Origin of the sequence: Burkholderia sp. Bp8991 (assembly GCF_003853795.1) — a bacterium.
In the GTDB taxonomy this organism is placed as follows: Bacteria; Pseudomonadota; Gammaproteobacteria; order Burkholderiales; family Burkholderiaceae; genus Burkholderia.
In genome coordinates this window covers 1-19,697 of record NZ_QTQJ01000012.1, presented here as the reverse complement: position 1 = coordinate 19,697, position 19,697 = coordinate 1, and the positions used below count along the sequence as shown (strand labels likewise).

The following is a 19,697-nucleotide window of genomic DNA, read 5'->3' as shown; positions in this document are numbered from 1 at the left end:
CGAGGGCCGTTGAACCATTTTTTGTTGCCGTCGATCCCGCTCCCGACGGGAGACGGCACGGCCGACAGTGGTTGGGCGAGCTTCACCCGGGCCACCGGAATTCGGAATATACGCGACGAATCAAAGGAATAGCAACAAAAACCGCTTGATCGAACCCCATTTAAACAGATGCTCGGATCTGGTGCTGTTTTATTGGGGCCGTATCATTTTGGTGCAAAAAGAAGCGGCACCCGCGGTGCCGCCTCGTGATCCGCCTTTCCCGCGTTACTGCTGGATCGGCGGCGTGTTTTCACGCACCTTTCTGGGGCGTCCGCGCGGCAGCGGCGACACGCGGCGGTTCGCCGTGCGCGCCGCCCACTCGCGGTAGTTCTCGCCGCCGAGCACCCAGCCCTTGAGTGTCGCCTGCTGGAGCTGATCGGCCTGCCGCTCGTCGAGCGGCTGCTCGCACAGCTCCTTGTACGCGCGCTGACGGTCGAACGGCGTGTTGCCGAGCGCCCAGTAGAGCGGATGGTCGGTGATCAGGCTGTCGACGGTGAGCCCGACGTGGTGCCGGTAGCTCGACCAGCGATAGGCGTCGGGCGTCGCGACCAGCTGCGCGCGCACCGGGCTCATCTCGACCACGCGGCTCGCGAGCAGGAAATAGCGCTCGCCTTCGATCACGGTCGCGCGATAGCGGCCTTCCCACAGGGTGCCGCGCCGCGAATAGCGCCGGTTGAAATGCGCGACGTAGCGGCGGCCCACCGCCTGCATCGCCTTCGGCAGGCTCGCCTCGTCGCTCGGCGTCACGAGGAGCTGCACCTGACGCGGCAGCAGCACGTAGGCATGCACCGAAAGATGGTGATCGCGTGCCGCGGCCTTCAGACAATCGATGAAGAGTTCGTAGTCCTGGTCGTCGACAAACGCGGGTTGCTGATCCAGGCCGCGCAGTATCACGTGCTGCGGCTGGTCGGGAACGTAGAGTCGTGCTAACCGTGCCATGCTGAATGTCCGTTTGAACGCGTTAGGAAATACCCGAAGGTCCGAAAATGCGCACCTGCGTAGAATGCCTGTCCTGGCGGGGCGCGGAAGCGTACGGTCGTGCGAATCCTAGGGAGAAAGCTCTAACTTGCGAGCTTGTTTGGTTTTAAACGCAGTCGTCATAATGAGCACGCCTTTGATCGGAGGAGACACAATGAAACGAAAACTGGCCATTACGGGGGCCGTGGCGCTCGCATTCGCGGGCGGTACGGCACACGCACAATCCGCAGGTGATTTCTACGTCAGCACCGGCTGGCTGCACTTTTCGCCGCAGGACAGCAGCGACCCGCTGTTCGTCTACGGCGTCGGCGGCACGCCCATCAACCAATCGATTCCCAACACCGGCGCCGGCATCAACGACGCCGATACGCTCGGTCTCGCAGCGGGCTACTTCGTCACCGACCATATCTCCACCGAGCTCGTGATGGGGATACCGCCGAAGTTCGACATTACCGGCAAGGGTCGGTTCGAAAACTTCGGCGTACTCGGCCGTGCGTACCAGTGGAGCCCCGCCGTATTGCTGCGCTACCACTTCAACGACGCCAACGCGAAGTTCCGTCCGTATGTCGGCGTCGGCGCGACATATACGTGGTTCACCGGCGCAAAGATCACGAACAGCAGCTTCGAGAACGGCGTGCTCGGCGGCCCGACCAGCGCGACGACCAGCAACCAGTGGGCGCCCGTGTTCAACGCCGGCTTCACGTACAACTTCACGAAACACTGGTTCGGCGGCCTGTCGATCTCGTACATCCCGATCAGCGTCACCGCGACCTTCACGACGGCCCGCCGGACGCCGGTCGGCACCCTGACCGAAACGTCGAAAGCGAAGATCTCGCTCAATCCGATCGTCACGTACCTGAACATCGGCTACCGCTTCTAAGCGTAGTCGAATATTTGGGGAATGGTTAATCCTGCTGCAATTTGTAGCCGATTTTTCGTGACGTAACGTCTCCACGATGGAAAACGCCCCGGCGGAAACCCGCCGGGGCGTCGTTTTTTTGCCTCAGGGTTTTCCCGCCACCAGCATCGCGCGGGACCGGTCGCTACGCGATGTCGTCCAGCGCATCGGCGGCGATCAGGTCGATCCGGTCCGTGCAGATCGCATCGACGCCCCAGCGCGCGAGTTCGCGCGCCCGGGCGAGGTCGTTGACCGTGTACACCAGGATCCGCAGCCCGGCCGCCTTGATCGCGCGCACGAGCGGTTCGTCGAGCTCCTTGTGGCTTGCGTGCAACGATACGCAGCCGAGCGCACCGACGACCTGCGCGTGCCAGTCGTCCGGTACCGCCTCGTACAGCATCCCGCGCGGCAGCGCCGGTGCACTCGCGCGCGCCTGTTGCAGCGCCTCGAACGAGAACGACGACAAGAGCGGCGGCACCGCCGCGCCATGCCAGTACGCGGCCGCATCGGCCGCGACCCGCTGCCCCGTGTCGTGCTCGCGGCCCGGGCACGGCTTGATCTCGACGTTCGCCGCCAGCCCGTGCGCGACGCAGCGCGCCGCCGCCGCCTTGAGCGTCGGCATCCGCTCGCCCGCGAAACGCGCGTCGAACCAGGCACCGGCGTCGAGCGCGGCCAGCGCCGCATAACGCATGCCCGCCGCCGGGCCGCGGCCGTTCGACGTGCGGTCGACCGTGTCGTCGTGCAGGAGGAACGTCACGTCGTCGGCGGACAGCTTCGCGTCGAACTCGACCATCCGGTGACCGCGCCGCGCGCCCTCGTCGAACGCGGCGAGCGTGTTCTCCGGTGCGAGCGTGCCGCCGCCGCGATGGGCGACGACGCGCGGATAGGGCCAGTCGGTTCGGGAAGTCATCATGCGCCTCGCAACGGGTTCGTCAGGGTCAGCCGGCCCGCTTGCCGGTCTCGGGATCGAAGAAATGCAGCCGGTGCGCGGGCAGCGCGGCACCCAGCGCCGTGCCGCGCGCGGGACGATCCGCGTGCGGCAGCCGCACCGCGACGTCGTGGTTGCCCCAGCGGCCGTGCGCGAGGTTGTCCGCGCCGAGCAGCTCGCACGAGTCGACCGGCAGCGTCGCCTGCGCGACGCCCGGCTGCGGCGTCATGTGCTCCGGCCGCACGCCGAGCACCCAGTCACGCCCGGTGGCGATCGCGGTGCCGATGCCGGGCGCGCCGGCGACCGGCAGCGCCGGGCCGCCGCCCGCGACCGTAAACGTCGCGCCATCCTCCGACAGTCGGCCGTGCATCAGGTTCATCGCCGGCGAGCCGATGAAGCCCGCGACGAACACCGTCGCCGGCTTCTCGTACACGTCGACCGGCGCGCCGATCTGCTCCGCATAGCCGCGGTTCATCACGATCACGCGCTGCGCGAGCGTCATCGCCTCGATCTGGTCGTGCGTCACGTACACGCTCGTGGTCGCGAGCCGCGCATGCAGCCGCTGGATCTCGAGCCGCATCTGCACGCGCAACTTCGCGTCGAGGTTCGACAGCGGCTCGTCGAACAGGAATACCGACGGCTCGCGCACGATCGCGCGCCCCATCGCGACGCGCTGCCGCTGGCCGCCCGACAGTTCGCGCGGCCGCCGCGCGAGCAGCGGCTCGAGCTCGAGGATCTTCGCGGCGGCAGCGACCCGCGCGTCGATCGTCGCGCGCTCGATGCCGCGGATCTTCAGCCCGTAGCCCATGTTCTGCGCGACCGTCATGTGCGGATACAGCGCGTAGTTCTGGAACACCATCGCGATGTCGCGATCCTTCGGCTCCAGCGCGTTGACCACGCGCTCGCCGATCGCGATCTCGCCGTCCGTCACCGTCTCGAGCCCCGCGATCATCCGCAGCAGCGTCGACTTGCCGCAGCCCGACGGGCCGACCAGCACGATGAATTCCCCGTCGGCGATCTCCACGTCGATGCCATGCAGCACGTGCTGCTTGCCGTCGTAGGATTTCCTGACGCCCTTCAAGCTCAGCGCAGCCATACTTGGTCCTTCTCCCGGTTGCCGTCCGTGGTTATTTCTCGGAATCGACGAGGCCGCGCACGAACCAGCGCTGCATCGCCAGCACGACGACGAGCGGCGGAATCATCGCCAGCAGCGTCGCCGCCATTACGTATTGCCATTCGGTCGCGGCGTCGCCGCTCGCGATCATCGTCTTGATGCCCACCACCGCCGTCGACAGCGACGCCTCCGTCGTGATCAGGATCGGCCACAGATACTGGTTCCAGCCGTAGATGAACGTGATCACGAACAGCGCCGCGATGCTCGTCTTCGACAGCGGCAGCACGACGTCCCGGAAGAAGCGCAGCGGCCCCGCGCCGTCGATGCGCGCGGCGTCCATCAGCTCGTCGGGCAGCGTCATGAAGAACTGGCGGAACAGGAACGTCGCGGTCGCCGATGCGATCAGCGGCAGCGAGAGCCCCGCGTAGGTGTTCGTCATGTGGAGCGTCGACACGACCTGCACGGTCGGGAAGATCCGCACCTCGACCGGCAGCATCAGCGTGATGAAGATCAGCCAGAACGCCGTGTTGCGGAACGGGAAGCGGAAGTAGACGATCGCGTACGCGGACAGGATCGACACCGCGATCTTGCCGACCGCGATCGCGAGCGCCATCACGAAGCTGTTGACGAGCAGCCGGCCGAACGGCGCCGTCGTGCCGCCGCTGCCGTGCCCCCAGATATAGGCGACGTTCTCCAGCAGGTGCGTGCTCGGCACCAGCGACAGCGGGATCGTGAACACTTCCTGCGCGTTCATGGTCGCCGCGCAGAACGCGACGTACACGGGGAACACGATCAGCACGACGCCCGCGATCAGCACCGCGTGGCAGAACAGGTCGAAGCCCTTGCGATTTTCGATCATGCGTATTGCACCCTGCGTTCGACGAAGCGGAACTGGATCACCGTCAGGCCGACGACGATGATCATCAGCACGACCGACTGCGCACCCGAGCTGCCGATGTCGAGCCCCTGGAAGCCTTCCGTGAAGATCTTGTAGATCAGCGTCTTCGTGCTCTGCGCGGGGCCGCCGGCGGTGGCCGCGTCGATCACCGGGAAGGTGTCGAAGAACGCGTAGACGAGGTTCACGACCAGCAGGAAGAAGCTCGTCGGCGACAGCAGCGGCAGCACGATGTGGAAGAAGCGCCGCACCGGCCCGGCACCGTCGATCGCCGCCGCCTCGATCAGCGAGCGCGGAATCGCCTGCAGTCCTGCGTAGAAGAACAGGAAGTTGTAGCTCACCTGCTTCCATACCGACGCGAGCACGACGAGGAACATCGCCTGGCCGCCGTTCAGCGCGTGATTCCACACGATGCCACCCTTCGCGAGCGCATAGGTGACGAGGCCGATGCTCGGGTTGAACAGGAACGCCCACAGCACGGCCGCGATCGTCGGCGCGACCGCATACGGCCAGATCAGCAGCGTGCGGTATACGCGCGCGCCGCGGATCACGCGGTCGGCGCAGGCGGCGAGCAGCAGCGACACGACGAGCCCGCTGACCGTGACGAGCGAGCTGAACACCAGCGTCGTGCGGAACGAGTCGAGGTACAGCGGGTCGGCGAACAGGTGCGTGAAGTTCGCGAAGCCGACGAATTCACTCGACGTGCCGAACGCGTCCTGCATCTGCGTCGACTGCCACAGCGCGACGCCGGCCGGCCACAGGAAGAACACGGCGGTGATCGCGAGCTGCGGCGCGATCAGCAGGTACGGCAGCAGGCTCGCGCCGAAACGGGAACGGGATTGCATCGCGGGTGTCCGGAGGCGAAACGGGAAGGGAACCGTGCCGCCGGCCCGCACGCGCGCATACGCGATGCAGCGGCCGGCGGCACGAACGCGATGCAGGCTCAGCCGCCCGACTTCTCGAAGCGGCGCAGCAGCTCGTCGCCGCGCGACGCCGCCGAGTCGAGCGCCTCCTTCGGCGACTTCTTCTCCGCCCAGACTTGCTCCAGCTCTTCGTCGACGACCGTGCGGATCTGCGGCATGTTGCCGAGGCGCAGCCCCTTCGTATACGGCAGCGGCGGCTTGTTCATCATCTGCTTGATCGCGGTTTCCGCGCTCGGGTTCTTCGCATAGAAGCCCTGCTGGCGCGTGAGTTCGTACGCAGCCGTCGTGACCGGCAGGTAGCCGGTTTCCTGGTGCCACTTCGCGGCGATCGGCGGCGAGGCCAGGAATGCGAGGAACTTCGCGACGCCCTTGTAGGTCGCCGGATCCTTGCCGGCCAGCACCCACAGGCTCGCGCCGCCGATGATCGCGTTCTGCGGCGCGCCCTTCACGTTCGCGTCGTACGGCATCATGCCCGTGCCGTAGCTGAACTTCGCGAACTTCTGCACGTTCGCGAGCGCGCCCGACGACGTCGTCAGGATCCCGCAGTCGCCGCTGTAGAACTTCGCCGATGCCTCGTCCTTGCGGCCCGCGTACGTGAACGTGCCGTCCTTCTGCATCTGTTGCAGGAACGCGATGTGCGCGACCTGCTGCGGCTTGTTGAATTCGAGCGCCGCGTCGGCGCCGTCGAAGCCGTTATTGCGGCTCGCGAACGGCAGCGCATGCCACGCGCTGTAGTTCTCGAGCTGGATCCAGCCCTGCCAGCCGGTCGTGAAGCCGCACGTCATCCCGGATTTGCGCAGCTTCTCCGCGGCGGCCTGCACGTCGGCCCACGTCTTCGGCGGCTGGTTCGGGTCGAGCCCGGCCTTCTTGAACGCGTCCTTGTTGTAGTACAGCACCGGCGTCGAGCTGTTGAACGGCATCGACACGAGATGGCCCGTCTTCGCGTCGCTGTAGTAGCTCGCGATGGTCGGTACGAACGCCTTTTCGTCGAGCGGCACGCCGGCCTGCTTGAACACGTCGTAGACCGGCACGACAGCCTTCTTCGCCTGCATCATCGTCGCGGTGCCGACTTCATAGACCTGGAGGATCGCCGGCGCGTTGCCGCTGCGATAGGCGGCGATGCCCGCCGCGAGTGCCTGGTCGTACGTGCCCTTGAAGACCGGCACGATCTTGTAGTCGCTCTGCGATGCGTTGAACTGCGTGGCGAGCTCGTTGACGCGCTCACCGAGCGCCGACTCCATCGCATGCCAGAACTGGATCTCCGTCGCGGCGAACGCCGCATGCTGCACACCGAACATGAGCGCGCCGCCCAGCGCGATCGAGCGAACCATTGTCCCCGCGGGCTTCTTCTTCATCGATCTCTCTCCTGTGAAAACGTTACCAACAGCGTGTGCAACATTCCCGTCGCCATTGAACCGGCGAAGTCTAGTGATCGTTTGTGACAGTCAGTTGTCGTTGATGACGAACAGGCGCTGGTATTCCTTCAGCGCGAAGCGGTCGGTCATGCCGGCGATGTAGTGCGCGACGAGGCGCGGCTGCTGCGCTTCGTCGTCCGACTGGTACGGCGGCGGCAGCAGGCGCGGATCGTCGATGAACGCGTCGAACAACCCGGTGACGACGCGCTGCGCCTTGTTCGCCATGCGCATCACCTTGTAGTGGCGATACAGGTTCTTGAACAGGAAACGCTTGAGGGCCGCCGCCTGCGCGGCGACCGGCTCGCTGTGCGCGACGAGCGGCGGCGCGGCGCGCACGTCGTCGAGCGACGCGGGCGCGACACGGGCGAGATTGCGCGTGGTCTCGTCGATCAGGTCGACGATCAGCGTGTTGATGATGCGGCGCACCGTCTCGTGCACGAGGCGGCGGCCTTCGAGATGCGGGAATTCGGCGAGCGCCGCGTCGTAGTGGCGCTGCCACAGCTCGACTTCGGCGAGCTGCTCGATCGTGATCAGGCCGGAGCGCAGGCCGTCGTCGACGTCGTGGTTGTTGTACGCGATTTCGTCCGCAATGTTCGCGAGCTGCGCTTCCAGCGACGGCTGGCGGCCTTGCAGGAAACGCTCGCCGAGTGCGCCGAGCTTGCGGGCGTTCTCGCGCGAACAGTGCTTGAGGATGCCTTCGCGCGTCTCGAAGCACAGGTTCAGGCCATTGAACGCGCCGTAGTGCTCCTCGAGTTCGTCGACCACCGCCAGGCTCTGCAGGTTGTGCTCGAAGCCGCCGTGCTCGCGCATGCACGCATTCAGCGCGTCCTGCCCGGCATGGCCGAACGGCGTATGACCGAGATCGTGCGCGAGCGAGATCGCTTCGACGAGATCCTCGTTCAGGCGCAGGTTGCGCGCGACCGAACGCGCGATCTGCGCGACTTCGAGGCTGTGCGTGAGGCGGGTGCGAAACAGGTCGCCTTCGTGATTGACGAAGACCTGCGTCTTGTATTCGAGCCGGCGGAACGCGGTCGAATGAACGATGCGGTCGCGGTCACGCTGGAATTCGGTGCGCGCCGCCGGCGGGGTTTCCTGATGGCGGCGGCCGCGCGACTGCGACGCGTGGGCGGCATACGGAGCGAGATGGGCTTCCAGCGCCGCCAGCGTCGGCGGCTCGGCCAGCGCCGCGGCAGATGCGCGGCCGGCTCGGGTCGGTTTGCTGCTGGATGTCTCGCTCACGTCTCCTCCATGTCAGGGGCGCCGGGGCATCCGGGGCGCCGTTACCGGGTCGTCTGCGCCAGCGTAGCGAACACGGCTTCGTCGGGCGCCTGGGTGATCAGCGTATCGCCGAATCGCTTCAGCAGGATGAACTTGATCGCTCCGGCTTCAGCCTTCTTGTCGACGCGCATCAGGTCCATGTAGCGCGCATCGCCGAGTGCCGGCCCGCGCACCGGCAGATGTGCGGCGGCGATCACCGCGTCGAGCCGCTGCCGCGACGCTTCGTCGAGCAGGCCGAGCCGCACCGACAGGTCGCCCGCCATCACCATCCCGCAGCCGACCGCTTCGCCGTGCAGCCACTCGCCATAACCGAGCCCGGCCTCGATCGCATGGCCGAACGTATGGCCGAAATTCAGGATCGCACGCAGCCCGCCTTCGCGTTCGTCGGCTGCGACCACGCTCGCCTTGATCTCGCACGAGCGCTTCACCGCATGCGCGAGCGCGGCCGGCTCGCGGCGGTTCAGCGCCTCGACGTTCGCCTCGATCCAGTCGAAGAATGCCGCATCGGCGATCGCGCCCGTCTTGATGACCTCGGCCACGCCGGCCGCCAGCTCGCGATCGGGCAACGTGGTCAGCGCGCCGATATCGGCGATCACGGCCTGCGGCTGGTAGAACGCACCGATCATGTTCTTGCCGAGCGGGTGGTTGATGCCCGTCTTGCCGCCGACCGACGAATCGACTTGCGACAGCAGCGTCGTCGGCACCTGGATGAACGGCACGCCGCGCATGTAGCACGCGGCGGCGAAGCCGGTCATGTCGCCGATCACGCCGCCGCCGAGTGCGACGAGCGTCGTCTTGCGGTCGGCGCGCTCGGTCAGCAGGCCGTCGAAGATCAGGTTCAGCGTTTCCCAGTTCTTGTAGGCCTCGCCGTCCGGCAGCACGACCGTCGACACGCGCTTGCCGAGCGGCGCGAGCGCCGCGCGCAGCACGTCGCCGTAGAGCGGATCGACCGTCGTGTTCGTGACGATCGTGACCGACGAACCGGTGATGTGAGGGGCGAACAGCTCGGTGCGGCCGATCAGGCCGGCACCAATATGAATCGGGTAGGCGCGCTCGCCCAGATCGACGTTGACGGTAATCATGCTTGTAGCGGCTTGGCGATGACGCCTGCCAGTTCGAGTTGCATCAGCACCATGTTGACGAGGCCGTTGACCGACGGGCGGCCGGTCTCGATGATGAAGTCCGCGCACTCGCGGTACAGCGGGTCGCGCACTTCGTAGAGCGCTTCGAGACGCGCCTTCGGATCGTCGGTCTGCAACAGCGGGCGGTTCTTGTCCTTGCGGGTGCGCAGCCACAGATCGTGCGGATTGGCGCGCAGATAGATGACGATGCCGCTGCTTTTCAGGCAGTCGCGATTCTCGGGCCGCAGCACCGCGCCGCCGCCCGTCGCGAGCACGATGTTCTCGCGCTGCGTGAGATCGGCGATCACCTGCGATTCGCGGTCGCGAAACCCGGCCTCGCCCTCCATCTCGAAGATCACCGGAATGCGCGCCCCCGTGCGGGCCTCGATTTCGTGGTCGGAGTCGAAGAACGTCCTGTCGAGCCGGCGCGCGACCGCCCGGCCCACGGTGGTCTTACCCGCTCCCATAAGGCCGACGAAAAATACGTTTGCATGTGGGTCCCGCGCTTGCAACGGCTTCCTCTGCTTGAATCTTGCTGGTGTGTGGCGCAGCTTACTGGCAAAGCGGCTGCCTTGTCGAGCCTGCGCCGCCAGCTTCCGGCCCCGTTTTACGTGCATCCGCGTCGCCCGCGCCGGCCGTCTCGCAATGCGGGCCGACGACCGTCGGCGTGATGAAGACGACCAGTTCGCTGCGCTGGTCGCGCCGTGCGCGGTGCCGGAAAAGCGCGCCCAGTACCGGTATTTTGCCCAAGAGCGGCACCCGCGTCACATCGTCCCGGTTCAACTGCTCGTAAATCCCGCCGATCGCGACCGTTCCGCCGTCCTCGACCTCGACGCGTGTCTGGACGTGCTTCGTATGAATCGCCGGGCCGGCCGCCGTCGGCTCGCCGATGCTGTCCTTTGTCACGTCCAGGTCCAGCACGACGCGTCCGTCGGGCGTGATCTGCGGCTCGACCTCGAGCTTCAGCGTCGCGCGGCGGAACTGCACGCCGCTCACGCCGTTGCCGACCTTCGCCTGGTACGGCAGCTCCGAGCCCTGTTCGACGATCGCTTTCACGCGGTCGGCCGTCACCACGCGCGGGCTGGAAACGATCTGGCCCCGCCCCTGCGCCTCGAGCGCGCTCAATTCAACGTCGAGCACGCGGCTGAGCGGCGCGGCGAACAACGTGAAGCCGGCCGTCGCCGCCTCGAAGCCGCCGAGCGGTCGTGCGGCCAGGTCGAGCGCGTTGCGCGTGTCCGTCGCGAATGCCGCGCCGTCGGCCGCGGGCGCCCGTCCCTGCGCGCGCAGCGCGACACGTGCGCCGAGGTTGCGCGAGAAGCCTTGCTCGCCTTCTACGATCCGCGCCTCGATCCGGACCTGCCGCGATGGCCGGTCGATCGCGTCGATCAAGCCCGCGATCTGCGCGATGCGCGGCGCCAGATCGGTGACGAACAACAGGTTCGTGCGCGGGTCGGCCGCCGCGGCGCCGCGTTTCGACAGCAGACGCTGGCCGGTCGCTCCGGCCAGCAGCCGCTGCACGTCCTGCGCGCGCGGGTAATGCAGCGCGAAGGTCCGGCTCGCGAGCGGCTCCAGCTCGGCCGCGCGTGCATGCGTTTCGAAGCGCTCGCGCTCGCGCGCGGCGAGTTCGGCCGCCGGCGTGACCCAGATCACGTTGCCGCGCCGGGACATCGCCAGCCCGTGCGTGTCGAGCAACGTGTCGAACGCATCGCGCCAGCGGACATTGTTCAGATGTAACGTCACGGTGCCGCGCACCTGCTCGCCGACGATGATGTTCAGCCCGGTGAATCGCGCGAGCGCGTCGAACGCGGCAGCGAGCCCGGCGCCTTGCAGATTCAGCGAGATCCGCCGCGCGTCATCCGCATCGCCGGGGTGCCGCGCCGCGGCGTCGCTCATGCGCGTCGGCGGCGGCAATGGAATCGGCGGCCCTTCCAGCCGGAGCACCGGTGCGGTTGTGTCTGCTTGAAGCGCCGCGCGCACTGCCCGATCGAACGGCGGCGGGCCGTCATGCGCGGGCGCTGCGCCGTCCGCACCGTCGGGCGCGCCCTGCGGCAGCGGTGTGTCCTGGGCATGCGCCTGCATCGATGCGATCGGCCAGCCGGCCGGCGGCAAAGGCGGCAACAGGGGCAACGGCGGCAGCGCCGCGTGTGCCGCGGCCACGCCCGATCCGACCCAGAATGCGATCGCCCGCCATCCGTACTTCGTCATGGGCGACCTCCGTCATCCATGACGAACCGGCGCGCGCCATCAGCTGTCGCAAGCGTCACCGCACCGGCATCGACGCTCACCACGCGTGACATCCCGAACGCTTCGCCCGGCGCAACGGTCGCGAATGCGCCATCGCCCGCGTCGAATAGCGCGAGCCCGGCGCGTACGTCGCGAATCGTGCCGGCCAGGCGCGGCGTCGCATCGTCGGCCTGCGCGGGCAAGCCATCGCCGCCGAATGGATCGTCGCTCGGCGCGCCGGCAAGCAGCCGCACCGTGCCATCGGGAACACGAGCCCCCGACAGCGCCGGAAACACGTCGATCGTCATGTCCACCCGCAACGCGGGCGGTTTGCGCTCAATATGCAGCCTCGACGGCACCACCAGCGCGGGAAAACTCGCCAGCCCGCCGATCAGCCGCAGTAACGCCGGAAAGCCGCCGTCCGCGACGATCCGCACCGTGCGTCGGCCATCCGGCGCCGCTTCGTCAGTGCGCCGCGGCTCGATCGACACGATCCGCAGTCCGCTCGCGCCGGCCAGGTCCGCCAGTTCGAGCATCAGTGCGGGCCACCCCGACGCACTCGGCACGCTGGAGGCGTGCCCGGCAGCCGGGTCCGGGTCGCGCCGTGGCGCGGTCGCGAGCAGCCGCTGTGCGTCGGCGGCACGCACTTGTGCCGTTGCCAGCAACGCGCGACTGCGTGCGAGGCCGCTCGCGTCGACGGCATCCATCAGATGAATGGTGCCCATCGTCACGCACGCGAACGCCGCCACGCAGCCGATGGCATGCGCCGCGGCCGGCGACATCCGCGCCATGCGGCCGCGCCGCCCGGCACCGGCTGGCATGGACCGATGCGTGATCGCCGTCATGCGTCGCCTCCCGCTGCGTTCTGCCGCGGCGGCGCGTCGTGCCAACGCACCTGCACGGAAAACCGGAACGGCACGGCCGAACCCGTGACCGGCGTGGCCGAAGCAGGTGTCAGCGCACCGACATCGAATCGCCAGTCACGCTGCTCGACCGCAATCCGTGCGAGCCACCGCGCGGCCGCCCGGTAACTCGTCGTGCGCGCGTCGAGCACGGCGCCGGACGCAGTCGTGCGCAATGCGTCGAGCCGGACGGTGTCGTCGCGCACCTGGGCCAGCGTCGCGAGCAGCCCGGCGACACGCCGGTAAGGCGCGGCAAGCACGACCGCCCGTGCATCGCGTCGCGCGAGGTCGGCAGCCACGCCGGCGGCGCGCCGTGCGGCATCGATCCGTGGCTGCAATTGCCGCAGCCGCGCCTCCACACGCGTACGCTCCGCATCCATGCGCCATCGCCACGCCGTCGCCGCACCCGTCCAAACGCAGGCCCCGAGCACGCCGAGCACGACCGCCGCCCCGCACTGCGCGGCACGGCGCCGCCGCAACGCCTGCGCCAGCCGCTCACGGTACGGCAGCAGATTGAAGCCGCCGAGCACGGCGTGGCCGGCGGCAGTTCGCCCGAACCCCACATCGGCCATCATTCCCACACCCCGCGCAGCGCCAGCCCGATCGCGAGGGCAAACGCCGGACCGCCCTGCGTTCCGGCGGGCACGCCCGGCAGCCCGTCCCATCCGGTGCAGTCGAACGGCACCGCGGCCACGCCGAGCGCATCGCCGATATCGGCGGCCGACGTACCGCAGCGGGCGATGCTGCGCGCGTCGCCGGCCACGAGCACGCAGCGCACCGGCTCGAACACGCATTGGCGCAATGCGTCGGGGAACGCCGCCTGCACGTCGCCGGACACCGCGAGCACCGGTACGGCGATCGAACCGTCGACCCGCCAACCGCGTACGCCCGTGTCGCAGAACCAGAATGCGGCGTACGGGCCGTGGGCGTCGGTTTCGAACTGCGCGGCATAGCGCAACGCGCGCAGCGCGGCGGCCGACTCGCCGTCGACGGCCGTCAGGTCGACGCCGGCCTGCGCGGCCACGTCGATCCGCCGTTCGAGCAATGCCTGCGGCGCCACGGCGACCTCGATCTCGCCCGGGCACGCGCCGTCGTCCTGCCGCCAGTCGAACGCGAGGCTGTGGGGCGGCAGCCCCGAGATCCGTTCAGCGGCCTGCCGGGCGGCGTCCGCGACGTCGTCGCGCCCGGCCAGGTCGAGCGTCGCGGTCCGCATTTCGTCGTCGCGCAGCGCCATCACGCCGCGCGTATCGCAGCGCACGCCCGCCGCCGACAATCGCGACACGGCCGCCGCCAACGCGCGTGCGACCGCGGCCCAGCGCGCCTCCTCCGGCCCGTCCTGCAATCCGACCGGCTCCCGCTCGAGTCCTTCGACCCGCACCTCCACGGCCCGTCCGCGCCGGCTCAGCACGGCCACCCTCACCTCGTCCGCCCCGACGTCGATGCCCGTCGAACGGTGCCTGCCCGGCGCGAACCGCGCCGCCCATCGTCCTGCCATCCCAGCCTCCCGCGATCGTTGCGGCCCACGCCGCGTTTCCGAGGCCTGATTCTGCAAAGCGGCGCGTGTGCCCGACAGTCGGCCGGACGGCCAGTTGTGGCACGGGGCGACCTCGCGGACACTATGCCGGCGGCACCGCGATCAGTCGGTTTCCGGCCGCCGCCCCCCGCGTCAGGGCCGGTCTTACCGGGCAGCTATAATCGCGGGACTGTTTTCCGGTATGCCTATGCAATCCACGTCTCCTACGTCCCCGCCTCCCGCGCCCGAGCCGAAGAAGCGGTCCTGGTGGCTGAAAGTCCTGATCGGCCTCGCCGCGATGTGCGTGGCCCTCGTCGTGGCCGGCGGCCTCGTGCTCGGCTACGCGCTCGTCGTCGCGTGGCCGAACATGCCGTCGCTCGACGCGCTGACCGACTATCGTCCGAAGGTACCGCTGCGCATCTATACGTCCGATCACGTGCTGATCGGCGAATTCGGCGAGGAACGCCGCGACATCGTCCATTTCAAGGACGTGCCCGACTCGCTCAAGAAGGCGATCCTCGCGATCGAGGACGCACGCTTCTACGATCACGGCGGCGTCGACCTCACCGGCATCGCCCGCGCCGGCTTCGTCGCACTGACGAATGGCCATGCGTCGCAGGGCGCGAGCACGATCACGATGCAGGTCGCGCGCAACTTCTTCCTGTCGAGCGAAAAGACCTACACGCGCAAGATCTACGAGATGCTGCTGGCCTACCGGATCGAGCGCGCGCTGACGAAGGATCAGATTCTCGAGGTCTACATGAATCAGATCTATCTCGGCCAGCGTGCGTACGGCTTCGCGAGCGCCGCGCGGGTCTATTTCGGCAAGGACCTGAAGGACATCACGCTCGCCGAAGCGGCGATGCTCGCGGGGCTGCCGAAAGCGCCATCCGCGTACAACCCGGTCGTCAATCCGAAGCGCGCGAAGGTGCGCCAGGAATACATCCTGCAGCGGATGCTCGAGCTGAACTTCATCACGCGCGAGCAGTACGACCAAGCCGTCGCGCAGCCGCTCGCCGTCAAGGGTGCGGGCCGCGAGTTCAGCGTGCACGCCGAGTACGTCGCGGAAATGGTCCGACAAATGATGTACGCGCAGTACCGCGAGGAAACCTACACGCGCGGCTTCAACGTCGTCACGACGATCGATTCCGCCGACCAGCAGGTTGCCTACACCTCGCTGCGCAAGGGCATCATGGATTACGAGCGCCGCCACGGCTATCGCGGGCCGGAAGGCTTCATCGAATTGCCGGCCGGCGCCGACGATCGCGAGCAGGCGATCGACGATGCGCTGCTCGAACACCCCGACAACGGCGAGCTGATCGCGGCGGTCGTCACCGCAGCCACCCCGCGCCAGATCACCATCGCCTTCATCGACGGCAGCAGCGCGACGATCGAAGGCGACAACCTGCGCTTCGCGTCGGGCGCGCTGTCGGCCGGCGCGCAGCCGAACCGCCGCATCCGCCCGGGCGCGATCGTCCGGGTCGTGAAGAACGACGCCGGGAAGTGGTCGATCACGCAGTTGCCGCAGGTCGAAGGCGCGTTCATCTCGATCGTTCCGCAGGACGGCGCGATCCGCTCGCTGGTCGGCGGCTTCGACTACAACAAGAACAAGTTCAACCACGTCACGCAGGCGTGGCGGCAACCGGGTTCGTCGTTCAAGCCGTTCATCTACTCGGCGTCGCTCGACAAGGGCCTCGGTCCGGCCACGGTGATCAACGACGGCCCGCTGTATTTCAGCGCAGCGGAAACCGGCGGCCAGCCGTGGGAACCGAAGAACTACGGCGGCGGCTTCGAAGGCCCGATGTCGATGCGCACCGCGCTGCAGCGCTCGCGCAACCTCGTGTCGATCCGGATCCTGAACCACATCGGCACGAAGTACGCGCAGCAGTACATCACGCGCTTCGGCTTCGACGCCGACCGTCATCCGGCCTACCTGCCGATGGCGCTCGGCGCGGGCCAGGTCACGCCGCTGCAGATGGCCGGTGCGTACTCGGTGTTCGCGAACGGCGGCTTCCGCGTGAATCCGTACCTGATCGCCGAAGTGACCGATCCGAACGGCGCTGTCGTCGCCCGCGCGCAGCCGCTCATCGCCGAGCAAAACGCGCCGCGCGCGATCGACGCGCGCAACGCATACGTGATGAACAGCCTGCTGCAGAGCGTCGCGCAGCGCGGCACGGGCGCGCGCACCAACGTGCTGAAGCGCACCGACCTCGCAGGCAAGACCGGCACGACGAACGACTCGCACGACGCGTGGTTCGCCGGCTACCAGCACACGCTCGCGGCGATCGCGTGGATCGGTTACGACAACCCGCGCAGCCTCGGCGATCGCGAAACCGGCGGCGGCCTGTCGTTGCCGGTCTGGATCGACTATATGGGCGCGGCGCTGAAGGGCGTGCCGGAGTTCAAGCCGACGATGCCGGACGACGTCCAGGCGCTCGGCAGCGAGTTGTACTTCACCGACTTCACGCCGGGGCACGGCTTCGTGTCGACGGTCGGCGTGCCGCAGGCGCCGGCGGTGCAGAGCACCGACGAAGCGGTGCCGCATGTCGACGAACAGGAGAAGCAGGACATCATGAACCTGTTCCGCGGCCACTGACACGAACGGCCCGAGCATGAAAAAAGCGCCCCGCGGGGCGCTTTTTCGTTGTGCTTCGATCCGGCGTATCGGCCGCCCGGCCAGGCAAGCGCCGGACGCGTTACGCGCCGAACGTGATCGGCAGGCCGGCCTGCTGCGTCGCGTACTCGGTGAGCGCCGCGAAGAACTCGGTGCCGGTGCGCGTATCGCGCCATTCGCCGTCCACGAAACGGTAATGGAACCCGCCCGCCTTCGCGGCGATCCACAGCTCCTTCATCGGCGGCTGGAGGTTGACGATGATCTTCGAGCCGTTCTCGAACGTCAGCGTCAGCACGCTGCCGTTGCGCTCCAGATCGATGTCGTGATCGCCGTCGTTCGCGGCATCCACGGTACGCTCGACGGCCGCCAGCACGGCCTCGGCACGGGCCAGGTATTCAGTATCGGACATGCTAAACTCTATCGGTTAAATTGTTCAGGGACGATCATGCGAGTCGTTTTCCGGATGAGCGCGATTGTAGCGGCTTTGGCGATTCTTGCCGGCTGCGGTCAACGCGGTCCGCTCTATCTGCCCACCGTGCCCCCGTTGCCGGCGAAGCCCATCCAGCAGCAGGACACGGCGCCGTCCGACGTCACGCCGACCGATGAAAACGCGTCGTCCGACAGCATTCCCGATTCTTCCGGCACGCCGCTCACGCTGTCACCGGAGCTGTCGAGCGATCCATCGAAGGCCGCGACGCCGGCATCCGGCCCGGCCGCCACGCAGTAAGCGCGCGCCGCCGCTCGCGCGGCCTCCTTCGCGACCAAGGCGATGACTGCCCGTCATCGCCTTTTGTTTTTCCGGGCCCGCCTCGTCACGCGCGGATGCGCCGCCAGCCCCATTCGAGCAGGCGCCAGCCGAGCAGCACCGCAACGATCACCGCGTAGAGCTTCGGCTGCGCGAGATTGTGCTTGCCGGCCCTCATCCACCAGAAATGCAGCACGCCGAACAGCGCGATCGCATAGATCGCGCGATGCAGCGTCGCCCAGTGACGGCCGAGCCGGCGCACCATCGCGCGCGGCGAGGTCGCGGCCAGCGGAATCAGCAGCACGAACGCGGCGAAGCCGACCGTGATGAACGGACGCTTGCCGACGTCCTTCAGGATCGCGAGCACGTCGAACCACTTGTCGAACCACAGATACGTCGTGAAATGCAGCGTCGCGTAAAAGAACGCGAACAGGCCGATCATCCGGCGAAAGCGCAGCAACGCGGGAACGCCCGTCACGCGCCGAAGCGGTGTGACGCCGAGCGTGAGGCAGAGCATCACCAGCGTCCAGAGGCCCGTCGAGCGCGTGATGAATTCGATCGGGTTCGCGCCGAGCCGGTCGGTCAGCCCGAACAGCACGAGACGGGCGAGCGGATAGAGTCCGGCCGCGAAAACCAGTACCTTGGCGGGGGCAAGCCAGCGCGGCGCGGCAGCACGCACTGAGCCGCCCCGGGAACTGCCGGCGGCAGCCGTGCGCGTGCCGGACGCGCGCGCGGGCGTCAGCGTCGAAGGAGGCATGTCGTTTCTCACCGGCGCGCTCAGAAGTTCTTCTTCAGGTCCATGCCCTGATACATCGACGCGACGAGATCGCCGTAGCCGTTGAACATCAGCGTCTTGCGCTTCGGCGTGAAGAAGCCGTCCTCGCCGATCCGGCGCTCGGTCGCCTGGCTCCAGCGCGGGTGATCGACGTTCGGGTTCACGTTCGAATAGAAGCCGTATTCGTTCGACGCGTACGTGTTCCAGCTCGTTTTCGGCTGCTTGTCGACGAAGCGGATCTTCACGAGCGACTTCGCACTCTTGAAGCCGTACTTCCACGGCACGACGATCCGCACCGGCGCGCCGTTCTGGTTCGGCAACACCTGGCCGTACACGCCCATCGTCAGCAGCGTCAGCGGATTCATCGCCTCGTCCATCCGCAGCCCTTCCGAGTACGGCCAGTCGAGCACCGGCGTCGACAGCCCCGGCATCTGCGACGAATCGGCCAGCGTGACGAACTGCACGTACTTCGCGTTGCCGGTCGGCTGCACGCGCTTGATCAGCTCGGACAGCGGCACGCCGATCCACGGGACCACCATCGACCAGCCTTCGACGCAACGCAGCCGGTACACGCGCTCTTCGAGCGGCGCGAGCTTCAGCAGTTCGTCGAGATCGAACACCTTCGGGTGCAGCACCTCGCCTTCGACGCTCACGCGCCACGGGCGCGACCGCAGCGTGCCGGCGTTCTGCGCCGGGTCGCCCTTGTCGGTGCCGAATTCGTAGAAGTTGTTGTAGGACGTGATGTCCTTGAACGGCGTGACCCGGTCGGCCGCAACGAACTTCGGGTTGGTTTTCGCCACGAGCTTCGCGGCCCGCGCGTCGGGCGACGCATAGGCGGCGAACGCCGCGCCGCTGCCGCCGAGCAATCCGCCCGCCGCCGCCAGGCCGGCGGCCTGCAAGACGCGCCGCCGGTTCTCGAACACCGCGCGCGGCGTAATCTGGCTCTGCGCGATGTCACCGCCGGTCAGTACGGTGCGCAAAGGGTGTTTGATCCACATCGTGCTGCTCCTCCTGCATGCGCGGCGCGCACGCTTCATGAGCGTTCGACCCGCCCCATCCTGCGCCGTTCGACGCCCGGACCGCCCGCCCGTTACAAAAGAAAACCGCCGGGCACGCAGTGCGCCGGCGGTCTTTTGTCGGACCCGCGTCGGAAATCTTACAGCTTGCCGTAGCTGTGCAGCCCCGACAGGAACATGTTGACGCCGAGGAACGCGAACGTCGTCACGAGCAGGCCGGTGAGCGCCCACCAGGCGGCAACGGCGCCGCGCAGGCCCTTCATCAGGCGCATGTGCAGCCAGGCCGCGTAGTTGAGCCACACGATCAGCGCCCAGGTTTC

General features: G+C 67.8%; 20 protein-coding genes. 3 read left to right on the top strand and 17 right to left on the bottom strand.

What is annotated here, in order from left to right; all coding sequences use genetic code 11:
- Positions 1–264: 264 nt before the first annotated feature.
- Positions 265–978: a transposase gene (locus DIE02_RS15740; RefSeq protein ID WP_006752972.1), complete on the bottom strand. Its 714-nt coding sequence runs from the start codon at positions 976–978 to the stop codon at positions 265–267.
- 193 nt (positions 979–1,171) lie between these two features.
- Here DIE02_RS15740 and DIE02_RS15735 point away from each other — a divergent pair, with 193 nt between their 5' ends.
- Complete coding sequence (locus DIE02_RS15735) at positions 1,172–1,897, top strand: OmpW family protein (RefSeq protein ID WP_044845975.1); 726 nt, start codon at positions 1,172–1,174, stop codon at positions 1,895–1,897.
- A 163-nt stretch (positions 1,898–2,060) separates the two neighbouring features.
- Here the strand turns inward: DIE02_RS15735 and ugpQ are convergent, their stop codons facing one another.
- The 12 genes from ugpQ to DIE02_RS15675 form a co-directional block, all read right to left on the bottom strand.
- Positions 2,061–2,825, bottom strand: coding sequence for a glycerophosphodiester phosphodiesterase (gene ugpQ, locus DIE02_RS15730; protein ID WP_124487916.1), 765 nt, complete (start codon positions 2,823–2,825; stop codon positions 2,061–2,063).
- Positions 2,826–2,853: 28 nt separating this feature from the next.
- Positions 2,854–3,939 carry a sn-glycerol-3-phosphate import ATP-binding protein UgpC gene (locus DIE02_RS15725; protein WP_124487847.1) on the bottom strand — a complete coding sequence of 362 codons (1,086 nt, stop codon included), beginning with the start codon at positions 3,937–3,939 and terminating at the stop codon, positions 2,854–2,856.
- A 31-nt stretch (positions 3,940–3,970) separates the two neighbouring features.
- A complete protein-coding gene (gene ugpE, locus DIE02_RS15720) occupies positions 3,971–4,816 on the bottom strand; it encodes a sn-glycerol-3-phosphate ABC transporter permease UgpE (RefSeq protein ID WP_044845977.1) in 846 nt (281 codons plus the stop codon).
- On the bottom strand, positions 4,813–5,697 hold the full coding sequence (gene ugpA / locus DIE02_RS15715; protein ID WP_044845978.1) for a sn-glycerol-3-phosphate ABC transporter permease UgpA: 885 nt from the start codon (positions 5,695–5,697) through the stop codon (positions 4,813–4,815). Before ugpA ends, ugpE begins: the two co-directional genes overlap by 4 nt.
- A gap of 98 nt (positions 5,698–5,795) precedes the next feature.
- Positions 5,796–7,130 carry a sn-glycerol-3-phosphate ABC transporter substrate-binding protein UgpB gene (gene ugpB / locus DIE02_RS15710; protein WP_044845979.1) on the bottom strand — a complete coding sequence of 445 codons (1,335 nt, stop codon included), beginning with the start codon at positions 7,128–7,130 and terminating at the stop codon, positions 5,796–5,798.
- Between the two features lie 90 nt (positions 7,131–7,220).
- Positions 7,221–8,429 (bottom strand): deoxyguanosinetriphosphate triphosphohydrolase, encoded by a 1,209-nt coding sequence (locus DIE02_RS15705; RefSeq protein ID WP_124487846.1) that lies wholly within the window; start codon positions 8,427–8,429, stop codon positions 7,221–7,223.
- A 41-nt stretch (positions 8,430–8,470) separates the two neighbouring features.
- Entirely contained in the window at positions 8,471–9,550 is a 1,080-nt protein-coding gene (aroB, locus tag DIE02_RS15700) for a 3-dehydroquinate synthase (RefSeq protein WP_044845981.1), read from the bottom strand.
- On the bottom strand, positions 9,547–10,101 hold the full coding sequence (locus DIE02_RS15695) for a shikimate kinase (RefSeq protein WP_082088580.1): 555 nt from the start codon (positions 10,099–10,101) through the stop codon (positions 9,547–9,549). The genes aroB and DIE02_RS15695 overlap by 4 nt, the downstream gene beginning before the upstream one ends.
- 40 nt (positions 10,102–10,141) lie before the next feature.
- Complete coding sequence (locus DIE02_RS15690) at positions 10,142–11,794, bottom strand: type IV pilus secretin PilQ (RefSeq protein WP_124487844.1); 1,653 nt, start codon at positions 11,792–11,794, stop codon at positions 10,142–10,144.
- Entirely contained in the window at positions 11,791–12,657 is an 867-nt protein-coding gene (locus tag DIE02_RS15685; RefSeq protein WP_124487843.1) for a pilus assembly protein, read from the bottom strand. Before DIE02_RS15685 ends, DIE02_RS15690 begins: the two co-directional genes overlap by 4 nt.
- A complete protein-coding gene (locus DIE02_RS15680; RefSeq protein WP_124487842.1) occupies positions 12,654–13,289 on the bottom strand; it encodes a fimbrial protein in 636 nt (211 codons plus the stop codon). The genes DIE02_RS15685 and DIE02_RS15680 overlap by 4 nt, the downstream gene beginning before the upstream one ends.
- Positions 13,286–14,209, bottom strand: coding sequence for a competence protein ComA (locus DIE02_RS15675; protein WP_124487841.1), 924 nt, complete (start codon positions 14,207–14,209; stop codon positions 13,286–13,288). The genes DIE02_RS15680 and DIE02_RS15675 overlap by 4 nt, the downstream gene beginning before the upstream one ends.
- A gap of 226 nt (positions 14,210–14,435) precedes the next feature.
- Between DIE02_RS15675 and DIE02_RS15670 the strand changes: the two genes are divergently transcribed.
- On the top strand, positions 14,436–16,823 hold the full coding sequence (locus DIE02_RS15670; protein ID WP_082088581.1) for a penicillin-binding protein 1A: 2,388 nt from the start codon (positions 14,436–14,438) through the stop codon (positions 16,821–16,823).
- 100 nt (positions 16,824–16,923) lie between these two features.
- On the opposite strand, the gene cyaY is transcribed toward DIE02_RS15670, so the two are convergent.
- Positions 16,924–17,250, bottom strand: coding sequence for an iron donor protein CyaY (cyaY, locus tag DIE02_RS15665; RefSeq protein WP_124487840.1), 327 nt, complete (start codon positions 17,248–17,250; stop codon positions 16,924–16,926).
- 36 nt (positions 17,251–17,286) lie between these two features.
- Between cyaY and lptM the strand changes: the two genes are divergently transcribed.
- Positions 17,287–17,568: an LPS translocon maturation chaperone LptM gene (gene lptM / locus DIE02_RS15660; protein WP_124487839.1), complete on the top strand. Its 282-nt coding sequence runs from the start codon at positions 17,287–17,289 to the stop codon at positions 17,566–17,568.
- An 85-nt stretch (positions 17,569–17,653) separates the two neighbouring features.
- Here the strand turns inward: lptM and msrQ are convergent, their stop codons facing one another.
- The 3 genes from msrQ to ccsA all read right to left on the bottom strand — a co-directional run.
- Positions 17,654–18,343 carry a protein-methionine-sulfoxide reductase heme-binding subunit MsrQ gene (gene msrQ, locus DIE02_RS15655; RefSeq protein ID WP_124487838.1) on the bottom strand — a complete coding sequence of 230 codons (690 nt, stop codon included), beginning with the start codon at positions 18,341–18,343 and terminating at the stop codon, positions 17,654–17,656.
- Between the two features lie 20 nt (positions 18,344–18,363).
- Positions 18,364–19,359 carry a protein-methionine-sulfoxide reductase catalytic subunit MsrP gene (gene msrP / locus DIE02_RS15650; RefSeq protein WP_124487837.1) on the bottom strand — a complete coding sequence of 332 codons (996 nt, stop codon included), beginning with the start codon at positions 19,357–19,359 and terminating at the stop codon, positions 18,364–18,366.
- 158 nt (positions 19,360–19,517) lie between these two features.
- A partial coding sequence (ccsA, locus tag DIE02_RS15645; protein WP_171928181.1) for a cytochrome c biogenesis protein CcsA occupies positions 19,518–19,697 on the bottom strand: 180 nt, incomplete at its 5' end.

Excerpts from the sequence above, each read along its gene's own strand:
- DIE02_RS15740 (WP_006752972.1), bottom strand. The coding sequence starts at position 978 with ATGGCACGGTTAGCACGACTCTACGTTCCCGACCAGCCGCAGCACGTG.
- DIE02_RS15735 (WP_044845975.1), top strand. The coding sequence starts at position 1,172 with ATGAAACGAAAACTGGCCATTACGGGGGCCGTGGCGCTCGCATTCGCG.
- ugpQ (WP_124487916.1), bottom strand. The coding sequence starts at position 2,825 with ATGACTTCCCGAACCGACTGGCCCTATCCGCGCGTCGTCGCCCATCGC.
- DIE02_RS15725 (WP_124487847.1), bottom strand. The coding sequence starts at position 3,939 with ATGGCTGCGCTGAGCTTGAAGGGCGTCAGGAAATCCTACGACGGCAAG.
- ugpE (WP_044845977.1), bottom strand. The coding sequence starts at position 4,816 with ATGATCGAAAATCGCAAGGGCTTCGACCTGTTCTGCCACGCGGTGCTG.
- ugpA (WP_044845978.1), bottom strand. The coding sequence starts at position 5,697 with ATGCAATCCCGTTCCCGTTTCGGCGCGAGCCTGCTGCCGTACCTGCTG.
- ugpB (WP_044845979.1), bottom strand. The coding sequence starts at position 7,130 with ATGAAGAAGAAGCCCGCGGGGACAATGGTTCGCTCGATCGCGCTGGGC.
- aroB (WP_044845981.1), bottom strand. The coding sequence starts at position 9,550 with ATGATTACCGTCAACGTCGATCTGGGCGAGCGCGCCTACCCGATTCAT.
- DIE02_RS15690 (WP_124487844.1), bottom strand. The coding sequence starts at position 11,794 with ATGACGAAGTACGGATGGCGGGCGATCGCATTCTGGGTCGGATCGGGC.
- DIE02_RS15685 (WP_124487843.1), bottom strand. The coding sequence starts at position 12,657 with ATGACGGCGATCACGCATCGGTCCATGCCAGCCGGTGCCGGGCGGCGC.
- DIE02_RS15680 (WP_124487842.1), bottom strand. The coding sequence starts at position 13,289 with ATGATGGCCGATGTGGGGTTCGGGCGAACTGCCGCCGGCCACGCCGTG.
- DIE02_RS15675 (WP_124487841.1), bottom strand. The coding sequence starts at position 14,209 with ATGGCAGGACGATGGGCGGCGCGGTTCGCGCCGGGCAGGCACCGTTCG.
- DIE02_RS15670 (WP_082088581.1), top strand. The coding sequence starts at position 14,436 with ATGCAATCCACGTCTCCTACGTCCCCGCCTCCCGCGCCCGAGCCGAAG.
- cyaY (WP_124487840.1), bottom strand. The coding sequence starts at position 17,250 with ATGTCCGATACTGAATACCTGGCCCGTGCCGAGGCCGTGCTGGCGGCC.
- lptM (WP_124487839.1), top strand. The coding sequence starts at position 17,287 with ATGCGAGTCGTTTTCCGGATGAGCGCGATTGTAGCGGCTTTGGCGATT.
- msrQ (WP_124487838.1), bottom strand. The coding sequence starts at position 18,343 with ATGCCTCCTTCGACGCTGACGCCCGCGCGCGCGTCCGGCACGCGCACG.
- msrP (WP_124487837.1), bottom strand. The coding sequence starts at position 19,359 with ATGTGGATCAAACACCCTTTGCGCACCGTACTGACCGGCGGTGACATC.